The sequence below is a fragment of the Serratia sp. TSO36 genome (assembly GCF_057808395.1).
In genome coordinates this window covers 189,114-208,060 of record NZ_JBJZOU010000002.1, presented here as the reverse complement: position 1 = coordinate 208,060, position 18,947 = coordinate 189,114, and the positions used below count along the sequence as shown (strand labels likewise).

16 protein-coding genes, 4 tRNA genes and 1 other RNA gene are annotated in these 18,947 nt (G+C 60.2%); 6 read left to right on the top strand and 15 right to left on the bottom strand.

Annotated features, from left to right (window positions below; translation table 11 throughout):
• Positions 1-2 precede the first annotated feature (2 nt).
• Positions 3-953: a magnesium/cobalt transporter CorA gene (gene corA / locus ACK3CV_RS01260; protein ID WP_004934262.1), complete on the bottom strand. Its 951-nt coding sequence runs from the start codon at positions 951-953 to the stop codon at positions 3-5.
• A 445-nt stretch (positions 954-1,398) separates the two neighbouring features.
• Between corA and ACK3CV_RS01255 the strand changes: the two genes are divergently transcribed.
• On the top strand, positions 1,399-1,872 hold the full coding sequence (locus tag ACK3CV_RS01255; RefSeq protein ID WP_033636654.1) for a WbuC family cupin fold metalloprotein: 474 nt from the start codon (positions 1,399-1,401) through the stop codon (positions 1,870-1,872).
• A gap of 46 nt (positions 1,873-1,918) precedes the next feature.
• On the opposite strand, the gene uvrD is transcribed toward ACK3CV_RS01255, so the two are convergent.
• The 6 genes from uvrD to lptM all read right to left on the bottom strand — a co-directional run bounded on the left by uvrD (position 1,919) and on the right by lptM (position 7,596).
• On the bottom strand, positions 1,919-4,081 hold the full coding sequence (gene uvrD / locus ACK3CV_RS01250) for a DNA helicase II (protein WP_049195203.1): 2,163 nt from the start codon (positions 4,079-4,081) through the stop codon (positions 1,919-1,921).
• 78 nt (positions 4,082-4,159) lie between these two features.
• Positions 4,160-4,876, bottom strand: coding sequence for a 5-amino-6-(5-phospho-D-ribitylamino)uracil phosphatase YigB (yigB, locus tag ACK3CV_RS01245; protein ID WP_033649639.1), 717 nt, complete (start codon positions 4,874-4,876; stop codon positions 4,160-4,162).
• On the bottom strand, positions 4,876-5,787 hold the full coding sequence (xerC, locus tag ACK3CV_RS01240) for a tyrosine recombinase XerC (RefSeq protein ID WP_016929495.1): 912 nt from the start codon (positions 5,785-5,787) through the stop codon (positions 4,876-4,878). The genes yigB and xerC overlap by 1 nt, the downstream gene beginning before the upstream one ends.
• The gene (locus tag ACK3CV_RS01235; RefSeq protein ID WP_033636652.1) at positions 5,784-6,497 is read right to left on the bottom strand and encodes a DUF484 domain-containing protein; all 714 of its coding nucleotides are present in this window, start codon (positions 6,495-6,497) and stop codon (positions 5,784-5,786) included. The genes xerC and ACK3CV_RS01235 overlap by 4 nt, the downstream gene beginning before the upstream one ends.
• Positions 6,494-7,318: a diaminopimelate epimerase gene (dapF, locus tag ACK3CV_RS01230; protein WP_004934244.1), complete on the bottom strand. Its 825-nt coding sequence runs from the start codon at positions 7,316-7,318 to the stop codon at positions 6,494-6,496. Before dapF ends, ACK3CV_RS01235 begins: the two co-directional genes overlap by 4 nt.
• 71 nt (positions 7,319-7,389) lie before the next feature.
• Complete coding sequence (gene lptM, locus ACK3CV_RS01225; RefSeq protein WP_004934241.1) at positions 7,390-7,596, bottom strand: LPS translocon maturation chaperone LptM; 207 nt, start codon at positions 7,594-7,596, stop codon at positions 7,390-7,392.
• A 78-nt stretch (positions 7,597-7,674) separates the two neighbouring features.
• Here lptM and cyaY point away from each other — a divergent pair, with 78 nt between their 5' ends.
• The gene (gene cyaY, locus ACK3CV_RS01220; RefSeq protein ID WP_015376263.1) at positions 7,675-7,995 is read left to right on the top strand and encodes an iron donor protein CyaY; all 321 of its coding nucleotides are present in this window, start codon (positions 7,675-7,677) and stop codon (positions 7,993-7,995) included.
• Positions 7,996-8,031: 36 nt separating this feature from the next.
• On the opposite strand, the gene ACK3CV_RS01215 is transcribed toward cyaY, so the two are convergent.
• Positions 8,032-10,584 carry a class I adenylate cyclase gene (locus ACK3CV_RS01215; RefSeq protein WP_164040150.1) on the bottom strand — a complete coding sequence of 851 codons (2,553 nt, stop codon included), beginning with the start codon at positions 10,582-10,584 and terminating at the stop codon, positions 8,032-8,034.
• 316 nt (positions 10,585-10,900) lie between these two features.
• Between ACK3CV_RS01215 and hemC the strand changes: the two genes are divergently transcribed.
• From hemC to hemY, 4 genes are read left to right on the top strand one after another with little or no spacing between them, the layout of a single operon-like run.
• Positions 10,901-11,842 (top strand): hydroxymethylbilane synthase, encoded by a 942-nt coding sequence (hemC, locus tag ACK3CV_RS01210; RefSeq protein WP_164040149.1) that lies wholly within the window; start codon positions 10,901-10,903, stop codon positions 11,840-11,842.
• Positions 11,839-12,579, top strand: a complete 741-nt coding sequence (hemD, locus tag ACK3CV_RS01205; RefSeq protein WP_033636649.1) for a uroporphyrinogen-III synthase — start codon at positions 11,839-11,841, stop codon at positions 12,577-12,579. The genes hemC and hemD overlap by 4 nt, the downstream gene beginning before the upstream one ends.
• Positions 12,580-12,601: 22 nt before the next feature.
• Positions 12,602-13,726, top strand: coding sequence for a uroporphyrinogen-III C-methyltransferase (hemX, locus tag ACK3CV_RS01200; protein ID WP_033636648.1), 1,125 nt, complete (start codon positions 12,602-12,604; stop codon positions 13,724-13,726).
• Positions 13,727-13,729: 3 nt separating this feature from the next.
• Positions 13,730-14,926 (top strand): protoheme IX biogenesis protein HemY, encoded by a 1,197-nt coding sequence (hemY, locus tag ACK3CV_RS01195; protein WP_164141456.1) that lies wholly within the window; start codon positions 13,730-13,732, stop codon positions 14,924-14,926.
• A 722-nt stretch (positions 14,927-15,648) separates the two neighbouring features.
• Here hemY and ACK3CV_RS01190 read toward each other — a convergent pair.
• The 7 genes from ACK3CV_RS01190 to wecG all read right to left on the bottom strand — a co-directional run bounded on the left by ACK3CV_RS01190 (position 15,649) and on the right by wecG (position 18,944).
• Positions 15,649-15,776: non-coding RNA, RtT sRNA (locus ACK3CV_RS01190), on the bottom strand.
• A gap of 32 nt (positions 15,777-15,808) precedes the next feature.
• Positions 15,809-15,885 (bottom strand) — tRNA-Pro (locus tag ACK3CV_RS01185).
• A gap of 74 nt (positions 15,886-15,959) precedes the next feature.
• A tRNA-Leu gene (locus ACK3CV_RS01180) sits at positions 15,960-16,046 on the bottom strand.
• Positions 16,047-16,087: 41 nt separating this feature from the next.
• Positions 16,088-16,163 (bottom strand) — tRNA-His (locus tag ACK3CV_RS01175).
• 59 nt (positions 16,164-16,222) lie between these two features.
• Positions 16,223-16,299: transfer RNA gene (locus tag ACK3CV_RS01170), tRNA-Arg, on the bottom strand.
• Positions 16,300-16,434: 135 nt separating this feature from the next.
• A complete protein-coding gene (gene thrP / locus ACK3CV_RS01165) occupies positions 16,435-17,838 on the bottom strand; it encodes a bifunctional threonine/serine APC transporter ThrP (protein WP_033649864.1) in 1,404 nt (467 codons plus the stop codon).
• Positions 17,839-18,203: 365 nt separating this feature from the next.
• Positions 18,204-18,944, bottom strand: coding sequence for a lipopolysaccharide N-acetylmannosaminouronosyltransferase (wecG, locus tag ACK3CV_RS01160; RefSeq protein WP_033636645.1), 741 nt, complete (start codon positions 18,942-18,944; stop codon positions 18,204-18,206).
• Between the last annotated feature and the right edge of the window lie 3 nt (positions 18,945-18,947).

Genomic DNA, 18,947 nt, shown 5'->3' with positions numbered 1-18,947 from the left:
GGTTACAGCCAGTTCTTGCGCTTGAAGTACAGGTAAGGGGCCAGACCGGCCAGGATCATCAAGGTGATGGCGCCCGGGTAGCCGAACGACCATTTCAGCTCCGGCATGAATTCGAAGTTCATGCCGTAGCTGGAGGCCACCAGCGTCGGCGGCAGGAACACCACCGACACCACCGAGAAGATCTTGATGATGCGGTTCTGTTCGATGTTGATGAAGCCCATCGCCGCCTGCATCAGGAAGTTCACCTTCTGGAACAGCGATTCGTTGTGCGGCAGCAGGGATTCGATGTCGCGCAGCACTTCGCGCGCCTGCTCCAGCTGGCCGGTCGGCAAACGCGCCTTGCGCACCAGGAAGTTGAGCGCGCGCTGGGTATCCATCAGACACAAACGCACCTTCCAGCCGATATCTTCCAGCTCCGCCAGCGTCGATAGCGCGGCGTCGTATTCATCGCCCTGATGCCCTTCCATGATCACCCGGCTGAGCTGTTCCAGATCGCTGTAGATGTTCTCTATCTCGTCCGCCAGCTGTTCAATCTTGGTTTCGAACAGATCCAGCAGCAATTCGTAGGCGTTGCCTTCGAGCATGGTCTGGTTGCGGGCGCGCATGCGGTACAGGCGAAACGCCGGCAGCTCACGCTCGCGCAGGGTATACAGGCGGCCGTCGCGGATGGTGAACGCCACCGTGGAGTTGCCGGCGTGATCTTCCGCATCTTCAAAGTAGAAGAAGGAGTGGATATGCAGACCGTCTTCATCTTCGAAGAAACGGGCGGAGGCTTCGATGTCGTCCAGTTCGGGACGCGTCGCCAGGCTTTGTCCCAGCTCATTCTGCACGCGCTCACGCTCGCCCTCTTCCGGCTCGACCAGATCAACCCACAGCGATGACGTGAGATCATCCGAGTCGTCCAGTTCCAGACGGGACAAGCGGCGGTTATCTAATTTAAAAGCGCTCAGCATGTGCCAAAACTCCGTGAAGGTAACGGGTGCGGACAACGCGTTGAAGCACAGAAACAGAGGGGATGCGTATCACCGATTTGTTTCAGACCATGAAGAGATCTGACTCATAGCGACGCTTTGCGGGGTCGCCGACAACCACGAAGGCTATCAGCAAAAACGGAGAGCCTTAGAAGTTATACCTGCGGCGCAGGTCAGTGAGCCAGTATCTACTGGGTGTGTCCAAGGCGTCTGTCCTCAATGATAATAGTGCGCGCATGTTACGCCGAGAAGAAAAAGCCTGTCAACACGTTAGGCGGGATAATTGCGCAACAAATCATCACGATGTTCAATGGCAAAAATGGCGCCTAAACCGTACTGAAAAAGTCGCGGCGATCGCTTACCGCCACCAAGAATGTTGCTAAGATGACATCACCCTAATGGTACGACAAGCATGCGGATTTAAACGATGAAACAGATTACCGCCCATGAACTGACCGCGATGAGCGAACAGGCCGCCAGCGTGCCCCGCCTGCGCGCGCACCGCACCTTACACGAAGAGTTGAGCGACCCGGTGCAACGCCTGGCGATCGCCATGGAACCCGGCACCTATATCCGCCCGCACCGTCACCCGCAAACCTGGGAACTGCTGACGCCGCTGCGCGGCCGTTTTGTCGTGCTGCAGTTCAACGATGACGGCGTCGTGACGCAGCGCACCCTGCTCGGCGAAGAAACCAAAGTGCTGGAGATGCCAGCATTTACCTGGCATGCGGTGTTGTCGGTCGATGCCGGCGGCGTGGTGTTCGAAGTAAAGCAGGGCCCGTATCAGGCGTTGACCGAAGAGGACTGCATGCCGTGGGCGCCGCAGGAAGGCGGTGAAGGCACCGAAGCGGTGATGCGCTGGTATGCCACCGCGCAGGTCGGCGATCGCTACCCTCACTGATCCTGAACGATTGCAGGGGCTGCCCCCTGCAACGCGCCCCTCTCTTTTATACCGTTTCCAGGCGAGCGTAGGCCGCCACCAGCCACTTGATGCCCTCGCCCGGGAAGGCGATCTGCAGCCGGCTGTGCTCGCCGCTGCCCTCCAGATTGACGATGGTGCCTTCGCCAAACTTGGGATGGCGCACGCGCTGGCCCAGCTTGTAGCCGGTATCGTTCTCGCTGATCGGCGTGCCCATGCGGCGGTGATTGACCGGGCGCGATACGCTGGCGCGCAGGCGCACTTCTTCCACGCACTCTTCCGGCAGTTCGCCGATAAAGCGCGACGGCCGGTGGTAAACCTCTTTGCCATACAGACGGCGCGTTTCGGCATAGGTCAGCGTCAGCTTCTGCATGGCGCGCGTTACGCCCACATAGGCCAGGCGGCGCTCCTCCTCCAGACGGCCGCCTTCATCCAGCGACATCTGGCTCGGGAACATGCCCTCTTCCATGCCGACGATAAACACCAGCGGGAACTCCAGCCCCTTGGCCGAGTGCAGGGTCATCAGCTGCACCGCGTCCTGATAGGCGTCGGCCTGGCCTTCGCCCGCTTCCAGCGCCGCATGCGACAGGAACGCCTGCAGCGGCATCAGATCCTGATCTTCGTCCTGATAGCTGAACTGGCGCGTCGCCGTCACCAATTCCTCAAGGTTTTCGATGCGCGCCTGCCCCTTTTCGCCTTTCTCCTGCTCATACATGATGAACAGCCCGGAATCGCGGATCACCCGGTCGGTCTGCACGTGCAGCGGCATGTCGGCGGTTTCGTGCGCCAGCGACTCCACCAGCTCGATAAAGCGCTGCAGCGCCGACGCAGCGCGGCCGGCCAACACCTTGTCCTGCATCAACTTGCGCGTCGCCTGCCACAGCGTCAGCTGGCGATCGCGCGCCGCCTGGCGCACCACGTCGAGGGTGCGATCGCCGATGCCGCGCGTCGGGGTGTTGACCACGCGCTCGAAGGCTGCGTCGTCGTTGCGGTTGGAAATGAGGCGCAGGTAAGCCAGCGCATCCTTGATTTCCTGGCGTTCGAAGAAGCGCTGGCCGCCGTAGATGCGGTACGGCATCGCCGTCTGCAGCAGCGCCTCTTCCAGCACGCGCGACTGGGCGTTGCTGCGGTACAGGATGGCGCAGTCGTTCAGCGCCCCGCCGTTGTCCTGCCAGGTCTTGATGCGGTTGACCACGAAGCGCGCTTCGTCGAGTTCGTTGAAGGCGCAGTAGATGGAGATCGGTTCGCCTTCGCCGCCTTCGGTCCACAGGTTTTTGCCCATGCGCCCGTCGTTGTTGGCGATCAGGGTGTTGGCCGCTTTCAGGATGTTGCTGGTAGAACGGTAGTTCTGCTCCAGGCGGATGGTTTCCGCGCCGGGGAAATCTTTCAGGAAGCGCTGGATGTTTTCCACCTGCGCGCCGCGCCAGCCGTAGATCGACTGGTCATCGTCGCCGACGATCATTACGTTGCTGTTGCCGCCCGCCAGCAAACGGATCCAGGCGTACTGGATACTGTTGGTATCCTGGAATTCGTCCACCAGCACGTTGGTGAAACGTTCGCGGTAGTGGTTGAGGATATGCGGCTTGTTCAGCCACAGCTCGTGTGCGCGCAGCAGCAGCTCGGCGAAATCCACCAGCCCCGCGCGATCGCAGGCTTCCTGATATGCCTGGTAGATGCGCAGCCAGGTGGCCTCTACCGGGTTGTTGTAGGTCTCGACGTGCTGCGGGCGCAGACCCTCGTCTTTCTTGCCGTTGATGTACCACATCGCCTGACGCGGCGGCCACTGCTTCTCGTCGACGTTCAGCGCCTTGATGATGCGCTTGAGCAGCCGCAGCTGGTCGTCGCTGTCGAGGATCTGGAAATCCTGCGGCAGGTTGGCTTCCAGGTGGTGGGCGCGCAACAGACGGTGCGCCAGGCCGTGGAAGGTACCGATCCACATGCCGCCCTGGCTGGTGCCGATCAGATGTTCGATACGGTGGCGCATTTCCGCCGCCGCCTTGTTGGTGAAGGTCACCGCCATGATCGAATACGGCGAGCAGTTCTCCACCGACAGCAGCCAGGCGATGCGATGCACCAGCACCCGCGTCTTGCCGCTGCCCGCTCCGGCCAGAACCAACAGGTTGCTGCGCGGCGCCGCCACGGCTTCACGTTGTTTTTCATTCAGGCTGTCGAGCAGATCGGAGACGTCCATAGGCACCACTAATGGTTAAGGGAAAACCCGCCGCTGACGGGTTTTTCACTGGAAATTTATACAGAGTTCTGGCAGGGATTATAACAATGCTGTCAGCGATGCCAACTGCGAAATCTCAATATGCGGCAGCAGGCGGCTGTCGGCGGCCTGCATCAGGCAGCGTTGCCGATCGTTGATCCAACAGGCCTGCAGCCCCGCGCGCAGCGCGCCGGCGACGTCGGTGGTCAGATCGTCGCCCACGTGCAGGATCTGCTCGGGCGCCACGCCCAGCCGCTCGACGGCCAGGTGATACATGTCCTGATACGGCTTGGCGCGCCCGTCCGGCCCGGAGCGCAACACGAACTGGAAATAACCGTCCAGGCCGCACTGCGCCGGATCGGCGTTGCCGTTGGTGATCGCCACCAGCGGGTAGCGCGCGGCCAGCGCCTTCAGCGTGGCGTGGGTCGCTTGCGGCACCTCGATGCGGCTGCGCCACAGCGCGAAGTTTTGCATGGCCGCATCGGCCCCGATCGCCGCGTCGGCATCGCGCAGCCCCTGCCGGCTCAGCGCCAGATGAATGGCGCGCCAGCGCCACTGGGTGACGTCGTGGTAGATCTCCGGATCCTGTTCGCGCAGCTCCTGGCGCAGGCGGTGGAAATCCGCCGACTGGAAGCTGTTCAGACCGGGATGGTAGCTCTGCAGGAAGGCCACCGACTGTTGTTCGGTTTGCCGGATCACCGGGCGATTGTCATACAGCGTGTCGTCCAGATCGAAAGTCAGCGCCGCCAGCGGGCGCAGCGGGCGATAAAAATGCATCAGGATTTCCCCCGTTTGGCACGCGGATGCGCGGCATCGTACACGTTCGCCAGATGTTGAAAGTCGAGGTGGGTATAAATTTGCGTGGTGGTCAGGTTGGCGTGGCCGAGCAGCTCCTGCACCGCGCGCAGATCGCCGCTCGACTCCAGCATGTGAGTGGCGAAGGAATGGCGCAGCTTGTGCGGGTGAATATGGCTGTTGACGCCCTGTTTCACGCCCCATTCGGCGAAGCGCTTTTGCACGTTGCGCGTCGAGATGCGCCGCCCCTGATTGGACAGGAACATCGCGTCATCTTCCGGCCCGAACAGATCGCGCATCGCCAACCAGTGTTCCAGCCAGGTGACGGCGGTGCGCCCGATCGGCAATTTGCGCTCTTTGCTGCCTTTCCCCATCACCCACACCTCGCCGGCCGCCATATCGACATGGCGGCAATCCAGCCCCACCAGTTCGGAGAGGCGCAGACCGGCGCCGTACATCACCTCCAGCATGGCGCGATCGCGCACCGCCAGCGGATCGTTGAGATCGATCTCCAGCAGCTGGTTCATTTCATCGACGTCGATGTTTTTCGGCAGATGGCGGCCGCTGCGCGGCGTGCGGATGCCTTTGGCGGGGTTGGCGTGCAATACGCCCTGGCTGACCAGCCAGTCGAGGAAACTGCGCAACGAAGAGAGCCGCAGCGCCAGGCTGGCGGACTGCAGGCCGGCGCGTTTGCTGCGCGCAGCCAGCATGCGCACCCGGGCGGCGTCCAGCGCCGCCCAGTCGGTGACGCCGATCTCCTGCGCCAGGCGCATCAGCGCCGCCAGCTGGCGCGAATAGCTAAGCTGCGTCAGCGGGCTGAGTTGCCGTTCTACCTTGAGATAACGCAGAAAAGCGTCCACCGGCTGCTGCAGGCTGGGCGCAATCGGCGTCATGCGCGTTCGACCCAGCGTTCCAGCAGCGCCGGCAGCATGCGCGCCAGTTGATTGAGCATCACCGTGCCCATGCCCTGCTGATAGTGTTGCGTATCGCGGCTGCTGAAGATCACCATGCCCAGTTCGCCATCGTCGCCCAGCATCGACAGCGCCACCGAGCCAATCTGGCCAATCTGTTTGGCCTGCGGCAACAGCAGCAGCAGTTCGGGGCCGTTCAGGCCGCCGAGGTAATGTTGTTCGCTGCCCAGCCGCTGAATGCGAAACGGCTCGAACGCCGAACGCGTCAGCGCCAGATGGGTGAAATCGGAAGGCGCGCCGATCTTCCAGCGCTCGGCGAACAGGCGCACCGTGGCGCCGGCCAAACCAAAACCGCGCGCCCAGCGCTGCAGCCGGTTGAGCATGTCCTGCAGGCTGTCGGCGGTGGCCAGATCGGCCTGCAGGTGCAACAACCGGGCGAACAGCCCTTCGTTGGCGCTGGCCTGCTCCATCAGCAGCGTGATCTCTTCTTCCAGCCGCTCGATGTGATTGCGCTGGCGGGCCAGATGCCATTCCACCAGCGAAACGGTGCCGCGCACCGGGTGAGGCACGCGCATCTGCTCAACCTGGCGCGCGTTGCGAATAAAGAAATCCGGGTTCTGCAGCAGGTACTGCATCACGGTGTCGTCATCCAGCGCCAGGCCGGCGACGCTCTGTTCTTCTACGCTTTTCATAGATGAATAAATCCGTCATAGACATGGGTTGCCGGGCCGGTCATAAACAGCGGGTTGCCCGGCCCTTTCCAGCGAATATGCAGGCTGCCGCCCGGCAGTTCTACATGCACCTCTTCTGACAGCAATTCCTGTTGGATCCCCACCGCCACCGCCGCACAGGCGCCGCTGCCGCAGGCCTGCGTTTCGCCGGCGCCGCGCTCGTAAACGCGCAGCTTGATATGATCGCGGCTGACCACCTGCATAAAGCCGATGTTGGCCCGTTCCGGGAAGCGCTCATGCCCTTCCAGCACCGGCCCGAGCAGCTCCACCTTGGCGGTTTTTACATCGTCCACCTGCAAAACACAATGCGGGTTGCCCATCGACACCACGCCGCACAGCACGGTGTGTTCCGCCGCGCGCATGATGTAGGTCTTTTCAGCCTTGGCGGCGCGGAACGGCACCGCCTGCGGATCGAAATTAGGCTCGCCCATGTTGACACACACCAGATCGTCGTCGGTGACGCTGAGCACCATGCGCCCGGTTTGGGTGCTGACGCGGATGTCGCGTTTGTTGGTCAGCCCTTTCAGCCGCACAAAGCGCGCGAAGCAGCGCGCGCCGTTGCCGCACTGCGCCACTTCGCTGCCGTCGGCGTTGAAAATTCGGTAGTGAAAATCCAGCTCGGGATCGTAAGGCGGTTCTACCACCAGCATCTGGTCAAAGCCGACGCCCAGGTGCCGATCGGCCAGCCGGCGGATCAGCTCAGGTGAAAAATAGACATTCTGTGTAACGGCATCGACCACCATAAAGTCGTTGCCCAGACCGTGCATTTTGGAGAACTGCATATCATACTCCGCTATCTGGACGCGCTATCCGTCTTGATTTTACGGCGGCGCTCGCCACCGTAAACAGGGTGTTACTGGTCGACCATCGACGGTTTTTGCTGAGAGCCAGACTGCTCCTGCTGGTTCTTTTGCACCTGATCGCCCGTTTGCACCGGCGGCTTGGCCGGTTTTTGGCTGGCGGGGTCGGCAGGCGGGAAGTAAAGCGGGCCTTTCAGACCACAGCCGGCGAGGCCGGTAACCAGAACGGCCATCAGCGCATAGCGTAGTTGTTTTTTCATTTGCATTAATGCCTGTAATTCATGCGTCCAAGGTCTCTATAATCGCAGGTGGATCATGAAAAGCAATAGGAATTGAATATGAACGACAGCGAGTTTCACCAGTTGGCCGACCAGCTGATGCTGAATATTGAAGAGACACTGGACGATTTTGACGGCGATGCGGACATCGATTACGAAACCAATGGCGGCGTAATGACGCTGAGCTTCGAAAACGGCACCAAAATCGTCATCAACCGCCAAGAGCCGCTGCACCAGGTGTGGCTCGCCACCAAGGCCGGCGGCTACCACTTCAACTACCGCGACGGCGTTTGGCTATGCGATCGCAGCGGGCAGCCGTTTTATCAGCTGCTCAGCGAAGCGGCCAGCGCGCAGGCCGGCGAGGAATTGCGTTTTTCCTGAGGCTAAGCAGGGCTCGGCAACCGAGCCCTTGCGGCGTCAATGCAGCTGGAACTGCTGTTTCAGCGGCTGAGCGGCGCCGTCGGCCACCGTCACGCACAGGCTGGACAGCACGTTGCTGCGGAACGGGATCACCTGCGTGCGCCCGTCGAGCTGCACGATCTGATAGAACTGCGGCAGGTTGAAGTTGATGAAGCTGGAGCCGTAGGTGAAGCGATCGTGCGAGGATGAATAGAAGCGGCTGACGTCGCGCACCAGCTCCTCTTTACTGCCCTCGCAGTGGTGGTACACCTCCACCCGATTCGACTCGTCCAGAATATAGATATTGAAGCCCTTGTCGTCTGAGGTGTCTTCGAAGAAGAACTGGATGATCCCCTCGCTGGCGAAGCCGTCCACCACCGGCGGCAAATGCACCTGATCGGTTTCCACCTTGATAGACAGGCCGTGCAGCTTGTTGTTGGAGATGGCGCCGTAAAACTCCACCGCGTTCTCCAGCTTTTGCACCGATACGCTCAGGCGCTCGAAGAACAGCCCCCAGGTCTGCCCGGCGACGCGCACCGCCTTGAAGCGGCCGGGCTCCAGGCGGGTGCTGGACAGGCGCAGCTCGATGCACTCCGACACCAGCTGCTGGATACGGGTGCGGATCAGGCCGCGCAGGTGCTGGCTGTAGCAGAACACTTCCACCGACTCCGGCGGCGCGGCGTCCTGGTGCATTTTGCCGAGAATGGTTTTCAGCGCTTCCAGCACCGACTGCTCGCCGCTGAAATGCAGGGTGCGCACTTCATTCCAGGAGTTGCGATACAGCAGATCGATGCTGCCTACCAGGCACTGCTGCTGCTGGCCGAAGCTGAACACGTCCAGCTTGCGGAAATCGAAATGCACCACCTGATTGCGGAAGACGGCGGTCGGATCGTTTTCCAGGTTGACGATGATCGCCAGATGGCGAATTTCGCACGGGCTGTACAGCGCTTTCGGCGTCGGCGCCGGCAGGCGCAGCGGGAAGTGATGGGAAACGTCGGCCACCAGCTCCTGCAGCTTGGCGGTGTCGCACAGGTTGCCGCTCTTGATGTGCAGGCGGGTCTGCGGCGTCAGCAGGCCGTTGAAATAGGCCCAGGCCACCAGCTTGTTCAGGTAGCGGTTATATTCCAGCGGCTGATGGCTGACAATAGAATCCATAGCCGGCGCCTGATTATACAGGTACCAGCCGGTGCGGTTGGCGCGGCCAACCGGCACGTGAATAAAGGTTAAGTCGTTTTCCGACAGGTCCGGCGAAATCTGCGGGTTCACCAGCGTCACCTTGCCGGGCAGCGCTTCGAACGCCGCGTACAGTTTGCGGGTCAGCACGCCGATATCCTGCGGGCTGGCGCTGACGCTGAGGTTGTTGCGGCGGGCGAAACGGATCAGGTTGCGGTAGCTCTGCATCATCGCGTCGAGCAGCTCGTTATGCGCTTCGCGCACCCGTTCGATTTTCCAGTTGGCGCGGTTGTCCAGCATCGCCAGACGCTCTTCGCTCCAGCCCCATTCGCTGACCAGCTGGCTGAGGATCTCGCGCCGCCAGCCGACGCAGGCCTTGGCCAGCGACAGCTTTTCACACACTTTCAGGTAGAAACAGCGGCGGGCCAGATCGAGGCGGGTGGTGTCGTTGATGTCGGTCAGGTAGCGGGTGACGCGCTCAAGCATCATGCAGTAGGCATCGAGCCCGAAGCTGACGATCTCGCCCTGATGCAGGCGATGTTTGATGTCCGTCGCCAGCAATTGGGTATTGGGATATTCCCAGGAATAGGCTTCCAGCAGCAGGGTCTTCAGCACCGCCTTGTAAGGCGAATCGATGCTCTTGTACAGCTGCCACAGGCTGGCGCCGAAGTACTCTTCCGCCGACAGCGAACTCAGGCCGCCGAGATCCAGCCACTCGTTCGGCGTCAGCGCGCCCTGCGCGTATAGCGACAGCACGTATTCATCGTAGTGCGCTTCTTCTTCGCCCGGCACCATGTTCCACAGGATGCGCTTGCCGGCCAGGCGCACCGCGGTGCGGTAGAATTCGTCGAGCAACAGGATATGCTGCGTCGAGCCACAGTCTTCGCCGCCCAGGCTGCCGCTTTCATTATGGCGGAAGCGGTTTTCGTCGATCAGGAAGAAGCTGACTTCCACCCCCATCGAGGCGGCCCACTTCTCAAGCAGGCTGCATTTTTGCTGCAGGCGGGTGCGTTCTTCGTTGTCCAGCCAGGACTGGTGGCAGACCCAGATGTCGAGATCCGAGCTGCAGCTTTGGCCGATAGACGAGGTGCTGCCCATCGAATAGACGCCGGTGATCGGCAGCTCGCCGCTGGCCGGTTTGTCAAACGGGCTGCCCCATTTGTCTTCTAAATCGTTCAGGTAATCTTGTTGAGTTTCATCAGGCGTGTAGAGGCAAATGCCGTGGGGAACGTTACCGTTCAGGTAACCCGGCATCAGCGGGTGGTGGTGGTGCAGTAAGGTGGGCAGCAGACTGTATACCCGTTGAAACGCGGGCTTCATAGCCGCCAGGGCGCGATCGACGCGTAGCTGATTGATCGCATCCAGTCTCTGCTTCAATGTCTCGATGTAGAGGTACAAGACGTCTCGCCTGATTATCCCGGTGTTTAGAAAAAAACCCGTATTCCATAAGCGCCGTTAGTGTAAGAAGAATATTTGGCGACTTATTGCTGGAAACGTGATCAATTTAACACCTTGCTGATTGACCGTAAAGGAGGTAACGCTTCACAATTATTGTAGCGCTTCCCTAAACGATTTACCCGCAGTGTTAACTGCCCCAAAGCACATCACACGTCCCTTTGATTCCGTTGTCCTTTTTCCGCCTCCGGCTTCTTGCACTGACAGTATTGGCTCTCAGTGGTAGGATGGATGGCGAAATATAAAAACGGTAACAAGCATGTTAGACAAAATTATTCGAATTGCCACCCGACAAAGCCCGCTTGCACTCTGGCAAGCACATTATGTGCAGCAACGTCTGATGGCCTGCCATCCCGGCCTGCGGGTCGAGTTGGTGCCGATGGTGACGCGCGGCGACGTTATTCTGGATACGCCGCTGGCGAAAGTCGGCGGTAAAGGCCTGTTTGTTAAAGAACTCGAGCTGGCGCTGCTGGAAGGCCGCGCCGACATTGCCGTGCACTCGATGAAAGACGTGCCGGTCGATTTCCCCGCCGGCCTGGGTTTGACCACCATTTGCGAACGCGAAGATCCGCGCGACGCTTTTGTTTCCAACCGTTTCGCCTCGCTCGATCAACTGCCGCAGGGCAGCGTGGTCGGCACTTCCAGCCTGCGCCGCCAGTGCCAGCTGCGTGAACGCCGCCCGGATCTGATCGTGCGCGACCTGCGCGGCAACGTCGGCACTCGCCTGGCCAAGCTGGACAACGGCGACTATGACGCAATTATTCTGGCGGTGGCCGGCCTGAAACGCCTGGGGCTGGAGCAACGCATCCGCAGCCCGCTGAGTGCCGAAGAGTGCCTGCCGGCGGTCGGCCAGGGTGCGGTCGGCATTGAATGCCGTCTCGACGACAGCGTTACCCGCGCGCTGCTGGCGCCGCTGAACCATGCGGCCACCGAAACCCGCGTGCGCGCCGAACGGGCGATGAACACCCGTCTGGAAGGCGGCTGCCAGGTGCCGATCGGCAGCTATGCCGAACTGGATGGCGACAGCCTGTGGCTGCGCGCCCTGGTCGGCGCGCCGGACGGCAGTCAGATGGTGTGCGGCGAGCGCCGCGGCCCGGCCGCCGAGGCCGAACGGATGGGCATTGAGCTGGCGGAAGAGCTGCTGGCGCGCGGCGCGCGCGAGATCCTGCGCGAAGTTTATCAGGGAAATCCGCCGGCATGACGATCCTGGTAACCCGCCCATCGCCTTCGGGAGAGCAGTTAGTGAGCCGGCTGCGCGCACTCGGCCGGGTTGCCTATCATGCACCGCTGATCGACTTCGCCCCCGGCGGCGATCTGCCGCAGCTGCCGCAAGCGTTGCAGCAGTTGAACGCCGGCGATCTGGTGTTCGTGCTGTCGCAGCATTCGGTGAACTATGCCGATTCGGTGATTGGCCGCGCCGGGCTGAGCTGGCCCGCGCACCTGACTTATTACGCCATCGGCCGCACCACCGGGCTGGCGCTGCACCGCATCAGCAGTTTACCGGTGGAATACCCGCGTGAACGCGAGATCAGCGAAACGCTGCTGCTGCTGCCGGCGCTGCAAAAGCTGGCGGGCAAACGCGCGCTGATTTTGCGCGGCAACGGCGGCCGCGAGTTGCTGGGCACGACGCTGAGCGAGCGCGGCGCCGACGTCAGCTATTATGAATGCTATCAACGCAGCCCGGTGCACTACGACGGCAGCGAGCAGAGCGCCCACTGGCAGCGCGCCGGTGTGGATACGCTGGTGGTGACCAGCGGTGAAATGTTACAACAGCTCTATACTTTAGTTCCTGATTACTATCGTTCTTCATGGCTGCTGCGTTGCCGCCTGGTAGTAGTGAGCGAACGCCTGGCTACCCTCGCCCGGGATTTGGGCTGGCGTACGATTCGGGTAGCTGACAACGCCGATAATGACGCGCTGATCCGCGCGCTACAATAATCTGACTATGGGATGTGCCACTATGACGGAACAAAATACCCCATCCGCCCCGGTTGAAGAGCCAACCACCGCGGTTGAGAGCTCCCAGCAGCCAGCCGCTGCCAGCCGCAAAGGCAAGAACACCGGCCCGGTGCTCGGCGCGATCGCTATCGTGCTGGTCATCGCCCTCGGCGCGGGCGGCTATTACCACACGCATCAGCAGGCGCAACAGCTGATCGCCGCCAATCAGGCGCTGCAGCAGCAGCTTGAAGGCGTGAAGCAAAGCCAGCAGCAGGAAAGAAATGCGCTGGAAGGTTTGTTGCAGCAGCAGGGTAAAACCCTGGACGCCGCCGATCGCGAGCAGGCTAACCTCGCGCGCCAACTGAGTGAGCTGCAGGAAAAAGTGGCGACCATCTCCGGCAGCGACGCCAAAACCTGGCTGTTGGCGCAGGCCGATTTCCTGGTGAAAATGGCCGGCCGCAAGCTGTGGAGCGATCAGGACGTGACCAGCGCCGCCGCGCTGCTGAAAAGCGCCGACGCCAGCCTGGCGGACATGAACGATCCTAGCCTGCTCGACGTGCGCCGCGCCATTACCGAAGACATCGGCACGCTTGCTACGCTGACCCAGGTCGATTACGACGGCATCATCCTCAAGGTCAATCAGCTGTCCAATCAGGTGGATAACCTGCGCTTGGCGGACAACGACACCGACGAAGCGCCGATGGATCAAAACAGCAGCGAGCTCTCCGGTTCGATCGCCGAGTGGCGGCAGAACCTGGCCAAGAGCTGGCGCAATTTCATGGCCGACTTCATTACCATCCGCCGCCGCGACGCCAGCGCCGAACCGCTGCTGGCGCCGAACCAGGACATCTACCTGCGCGAAAACATCCGTTCGCGCCTGCTGGTGGCCGCGCAGGCCATCCCGCGCCACCAGAACGAGACCTACAAGCAATCCCTGGAAACCGTCTCCACCTGGGTGCGCGCCTATTTCGACACCACCGATCCGGCGACCAAGGCCTTCCTGGAAGAGCTGGACAGCCTGAGCCAACAGTCGATCTCGATGGACGTGCCGGATCAGCTGAAAAGCCAGCCGCTGCTGGAAAAAGTGATGCAGACCCGGGTGCGCAACCTGATGACCCAGTCCCCTGCCGCTCACCAGGAGGGTTAAGCCATGTTACGCGTGCTATTTCTGTTCCTGGTGGTGATCGCCAGCGTGGTGCTCGGGCCGATGTTGGCCGGGCATCAGGGCTATGTGCTGATCCAGACCGACAACTACAATATCGAAACCAGCGTCACCGGCCTGGCGATCATGCTGGTGCTGCTGTTCGTGGTGCTGCTGGCGATAGAGTGGATCCTGCGCCGTCTCTTCCGCACCGGCGCCCGCACGCGCGGTTGGTTTATCGGCCGCAAGCGCACTCGCGCGCGCCAGCAAACCAAGGCCGCGCTGATCAAGCTGGCGGAAGGCGACTACAAGCAGGTCGAGAAGCTGATGACGCGCAACGCCGATCATGCCGAACAGCCGGTGGTGAACTACCTGCTGGCCGCCGAGGCCGCACAGCAACGCGGCGATGACTTCCGCACCAACCAATATCTGGAGCGCGCTGCCGAAGCGGCCGACACCGATCAGCTGCCGGTGGATATCACCCGGGTTCGCATCCAGCTGGCACAGGGCGAGAACCACGCCGCGCGCCACGGCGTCGATCGCCTCCTGAACCAGGCGCCGCGTCATCCGGAAGTATTGCGCCTGGCGGAACAAGCCTATCTGCGCACCGGCGCCTATGCGTCGCTGCTGGAAGTGCTGCCGTCGATGCGTAAAATCGAACTCCACAGCGAAGAGCAACTGCAGGCATTGCAGCAGCAGGCTTATATCGGGCTGATGAATCAGGCGATGGCGGACGAAGGCAGCGAAGGCCTGAAGCGCTGGTGGAAAGATCAGAGCCGCAAGACGCGTCACGAAGTGCCGCTGCAAATCGCGATGGTGGAACACCTGATCGAATGCAATGACCACGAACTGGCGCAGGAGATCGTGCTCGACGGCCTGAAGCGCCAATATGACGAGCGCCTGGTGCTGCTGCTGCCGCGGCTGAAGTCCGGCAACCCCGAGCAGTTGGAGAAAGCGCTGCGCCAGCAGATGAAGCAGCACGGCGCGACGCCGCTGCTGAACAGCACGCTGGGGCAGCTGCTGATGAAACACGGCGAGTGGCAGCAGGCGGCCGACGCCTTCCGCGAAGCGCTGAAACAGCGTCCGGACGCCTACGATTACGCCTGGCTGGCCGATACGCTGGAGAAACTGCATCGTTCGGATGAAGCGGCGCAGATGCGGCGTGAAGGACTGATGTTGACGCTGAAACAGAACGGCGGCGAATAACCGCCCGCCCGGCAGAGAAAGCGTGGCCTCGGTGCCGCGCTTTTTTTTGCCCGTTAGCTTGCTGAAGCGCAAAAAAAAACACTTGCCGCATGGCAAGTGTATAAAGAAGCAATCAGGTCTAGGACAACAGGGGCGGTGCCTCACTCAACGTTTTGCCCTGAGCGTGATGACGGGTTAGTCATCGTTCTCGTGGGCGATAGGCACCCTAAATCGGCTCTGCGTCATTCCCAGGGTTTATGAGGCCTAAGGCGAACATAAGAGGTGGAATGAGCATCTACGCTATAGATATTGCACTTGGCGTGCCAACTTTAAGGCTGAGGCCATTCCCAATAAAAAAATGGTCTCAATGCATTGAAATATATTAATTTTTAATTTAACCCTGTCTTTCCTGTTATATGCCACTCTCTGGCATTCCATGCCAGCAGCCGTAATAAGAATGTCGCCTCAAAACGACGACTTAAGCCAAAGCCCATTTTATCTTTTTAAATCAATCAATTATTTGTCTCAACCTGACGACAGCGCTGGATAGCGCTGTCGCTGAAAACCAACACGCTCGCCGACAGAGACAAAGTGCCGCCCATCCTTAGATACGCAAAAAGCCCGCGCATTGCTGCACGGGCCTACCTACGTCTCGCTTCGCGAGGTTCTAACCTCCTGCGGAGGTGCTCATCCTCATAAACTACAGGCGTAAAAAAACCGACTTGCGTCGGTTTTTTCGAATGTGGTCGGCGAGAGAGGATTACGCGCATCTTTGATGCGCGCCCTGCGGGCCGTTGTAAAGCAACGTTGTCTCGCTTCGCGAGGCTCGAACCTCCTGCGGAGGTACTCATCCTCATAAACTGCAGGCGTAAAAAAACCGACTTGCGTCGGTTTTTTTGAAAGTGGTCGGCGAGAGAGGATTCGAACCTCCGACCCACTGGTCCCAAACCAGTTGCGCTACCAAGCTGCGCTACTCGCCGATTTGTGTTGCTCATACTACCCGATTTATCAGACCATTGTCCATATAAATCTTATATTTATCAGATATTTTGCGTGGTGCGAAGAGAGGGACTTGAACCCTCACGTCCGTAAGAACACTAACACCTGAAGCTAGCGCGTCTACCAATTCCGCCACCTTCGCACTGTCACAAAATACTGCTAAATCTTCACTTCATCAGGAAGTGGGGTGGCTAATGGGACTCGAACCCACGACAACTGGAATCACAATCCAGGGCTCTACCAACTGAGCTATAGCCACCATTACTACTTCTTACTCACGCGGTAATATACCACCGCAGCTCCTGCGCACAAACTTAATGGCGCGCCCGACAGGATTCGAACCTGAGACCTCTGCCTCCGGAGGGCAGCGCTCTATCCAGCTGAGCTACGGGCGCGTAGCGCCGTTGCGGGAGGGGATACTACGGATTTACGCCAATCCTGTCTAGTGCTTTTTCGCAGAAATGTTGCGTTTGATTACGCTTTGCTCACTCCCGCGCACAAAAGCGCACTCCGTAGCCCCTTTTCGCCGTTTATTGGCGCGTTTCTACCCGATTTTCAACCGGATGATGTTTCTTGTGCATGCCGAAAGCGAAGTAGCACAGGCTGACGCCGGCTAAGAAAATCGCCCCGACCAGCAGGGAAATGCGCGTATCCGGGTTGATTCCCATGCCGACCAGCACGCAAACCAGAAAAGCGATGGTCAGATAGTTCACATACGGGAACATGATCGACTTAAAGCTGTGGTTTTTGATCGCTTCCTTATGGGCGCGACGGAAATAGAGCTGGCTTATCAGCACCACGAACCACGGCACCATGCCCGGCAGCACGCTCGCGCTGTAGACATAAACGAACACCTGCTCCGGATTCGGGATGATGTAGTTCAGCGCGGAGCCCACCAACAGGCAGCCGATGGTGACGGCGATGCAGTTCACCGGCACGCCGCTGGCGGAAAGCTTAGTCAACGCCGCCGGCAGTTGGCGGTTCTTGGCCAGGGCGTACAGCATGCGGCCGCCGCTGTACATGCCACTGTTGCAACCGGAGAGCGCGGCGGTCAACACCACAAAGTTGATGATGCCGGCGGCGGCAACGATACCGATCTTGGCGAAGGTCAGCACGAACGGGCTGCCGGTGGTGCCGATGCCGTTCCACGGGAAGATGGTGACAATGACGAAGATCGCACCGACATAGAAGATCAGGATGCGCCACAGGATATTGTTGATCGCGCGTTTCAGCGTCACCTGCGGGTTCTTGGCTTCCCCGGCGGTGATGCCCACCAGTTCAACCCCCTGATAGGACGCCACCACGATGCACAGCGCAAACAGGAAGCCTTTCCAGCCGCCGGCAAAGAAACCGCCGTGCGCCGTCAAATTGGCGAAACCGATAGGTTCACCGCCGTTGCCGAAGCCGAAGAAGATCACCCCCAGCCCCACCAGAATCATCACGATGATGGTGGTGACCTTGATCATGGCGAACCAGAACTCCAGCTCACCGTACAGGCGCACCGCCGCCAGGTTGGCCAACGCGACCATCGCCACGGCGATCAGCGCCGGCACCCACTGCGGTATTTCCGGGAACCAGAACTGCACATACACCCCGATGGCGGTGATTTCAGAAATGCCGACGGCAATCCACATAAACCAGTAGCCCCAGGCGGTCAGGTAACCGAAGTAGGGATTCATGTACTTATGCGCGTAAACGGCAAACGACCCGGCAACCGGCTCGAGGAACAGCATCTCCCCCATCGAACGCATAATGAAGAACACGAACAGCCCGGCGATAATGTAAGCCAGCAGCACCGACGGCCCCGCCCATTTCAGCGTACTGGCCGAGCCCATAAACAGGCCGACACCGATGGTGCCCCCCAGAGCGATAAGCTCGATATGCCGGGCCTCCAGGCCCCGGTGTAGCCCTTGCGGTTTCTCTTTGTGTGCCATAAATCCTCAATAATTTTTCTCGGGTCGTGTTTGCCTGCCGGCCGCTGCCGGTCGTTATTGTCATTATTAAAAGAATAAATCATCCCCTGCCGATCGGATTGGCATCAACGGGTTGTCGGAGCGAAGTGACCGTGAGAAGGACATCGTTCAGCGCTGTCGCATCAAGCTTCAGCGGCCAGGGATAATTTCCGGGCGGTATCGTTTCGCATTTCGCCGCTATAAGCAAACCGCAATTTAAAACTTTATGGAATAAATGCGACGACGTTTAGGGCCGAGGGTTATAGATATGCGGGAGAAACGCGCAAAAGCAGATTATTGGTACAGCAGACCGGAGCGGAACAGCACTTTCCGCCCCGGATGAGGGGTTACATCTTGCCGCTGTAGTAGTAGCCGACAAACTTCAACAGCTTCAACTGCCGGCCGATGCGGCTGGGTTGGCTGAGCAGGCGGTAGAGCCATTCCAGACCGAGGTTCTGCCACACCTTGGGCGCACGCTTCACATGGCCGGTAAAGACGTCGTAGGTGCCGCCCACGCCCATATACAGCGCCTGCGGATGCACCTTGCGGCAGTCGCGCATCAGAATCTCCTGCTTCGGCGATCCCATCGCCACCGTCACGATCGCGGCGCCGCTGGCACGAATACGCTCGAACAGCGCCTCGCGCTGATCCGGTTTGAAGTAGCCGTCCTGGCTGCCCACCAGGTTGACATTCCACTGGCTGCGCAGCTTTTGCTCGGTTTCCGCCAAAACCTCCGGCTTGCCGCCGACCAGGAAGACCGGCGTGCCTTCACGGCCGGCGCGTTGCATCAAGGCTTCCCACAGATCGGCGCCCGCAACGCGCGAAACGTCCGCCGCCGGGTATTTGCGGCGAATCGAGCGCACCATGCTGATGCCGTCTGCGTACTTGTACTCCGCCTCATCCAGCAACGCATGCAGCGCCTGGTCCTCTTCCGCCTTCAGGATCTTTTCCGCGTTCATGGCCACCAGCGTGCCCTGTTTTACCCGGCCGCCGTCGAACAAAAAGTCCATGCAGTGCGCCATATCGCGAAAGCCCCACAGGCTGAAACCGCGCAGCTCATACTGCGGCACCGAAATCTTTGCTTCCATCGT

What these genes read in the sequence shown, in the direction of transcription:
- hemY (WP_164141456.1), top strand. Translation starts at nt 13,730, where the DNA reads ATGTTACGCGTGCTATTTCTGTTCCTGGTGGTGATCGCCAGCGTGGTG.
- hemD (WP_033636649.1), top strand. Translation starts at nt 11,839, where the DNA reads ATGACGATCCTGGTAACCCGCCCATCGCCTTCGGGAGAGCAGTTAGTG.
- cyaY (WP_015376263.1), top strand. Translation starts at nt 7,675, where the DNA reads ATGAACGACAGCGAGTTTCACCAGTTGGCCGACCAGCTGATGCTGAAT.
- lptM (WP_004934241.1), bottom strand. Translation starts at nt 7,596, where the DNA reads ATGAAAAAACAACTACGCTATGCGCTGATGGCCGTTCTGGTTACCGGC.
- ACK3CV_RS01235 (WP_033636652.1), bottom strand. Translation starts at nt 6,497, where the DNA reads ATGAAAAGCGTAGAAGAACAGAGCGTCGCCGGCCTGGCGCTGGATGAC.
- corA (WP_004934262.1), bottom strand. Translation starts at nt 953, where the DNA reads ATGCTGAGCGCTTTTAAATTAGATAACCGCCGCTTGTCCCGTCTGGAA.
- xerC (WP_016929495.1), bottom strand. Translation starts at nt 5,787, where the DNA reads ATGACGCCGATTGCGCCCAGCCTGCAGCAGCCGGTGGACGCTTTTCTG.
- hemX (WP_033636648.1), top strand. Translation starts at nt 12,602, where the DNA reads ATGACGGAACAAAATACCCCATCCGCCCCGGTTGAAGAGCCAACCACC.
- wecG (WP_033636645.1), bottom strand. Translation starts at nt 18,944, where the DNA reads ATGGAAGCAAAGATTTCGGTGCCGCAGTATGAGCTGCGCGGTTTCAGC.
- uvrD (WP_049195203.1), bottom strand. Translation starts at nt 4,081, where the DNA reads ATGGACGTCTCCGATCTGCTCGACAGCCTGAATGAAAAACAACGTGAA.
- hemC (WP_164040149.1), top strand. Translation starts at nt 10,901, where the DNA reads ATGTTAGACAAAATTATTCGAATTGCCACCCGACAAAGCCCGCTTGCA.
- dapF (WP_004934244.1), bottom strand. Translation starts at nt 7,318, where the DNA reads ATGCAGTTCTCCAAAATGCACGGTCTGGGCAACGACTTTATGGTGGTC.
- ACK3CV_RS01255 (WP_033636654.1), top strand. Translation starts at nt 1,399, where the DNA reads ATGAAACAGATTACCGCCCATGAACTGACCGCGATGAGCGAACAGGCC.
- thrP (WP_033649864.1), bottom strand. Translation starts at nt 17,838, where the DNA reads ATGGCACACAAAGAGAAACCGCAAGGGCTACACCGGGGCCTGGAGGCC.
- yigB (WP_033649639.1), bottom strand. Translation starts at nt 4,876, where the DNA reads ATGCATTTTTATCGCCCGCTGCGCCCGCTGGCGGCGCTGACTTTCGAT.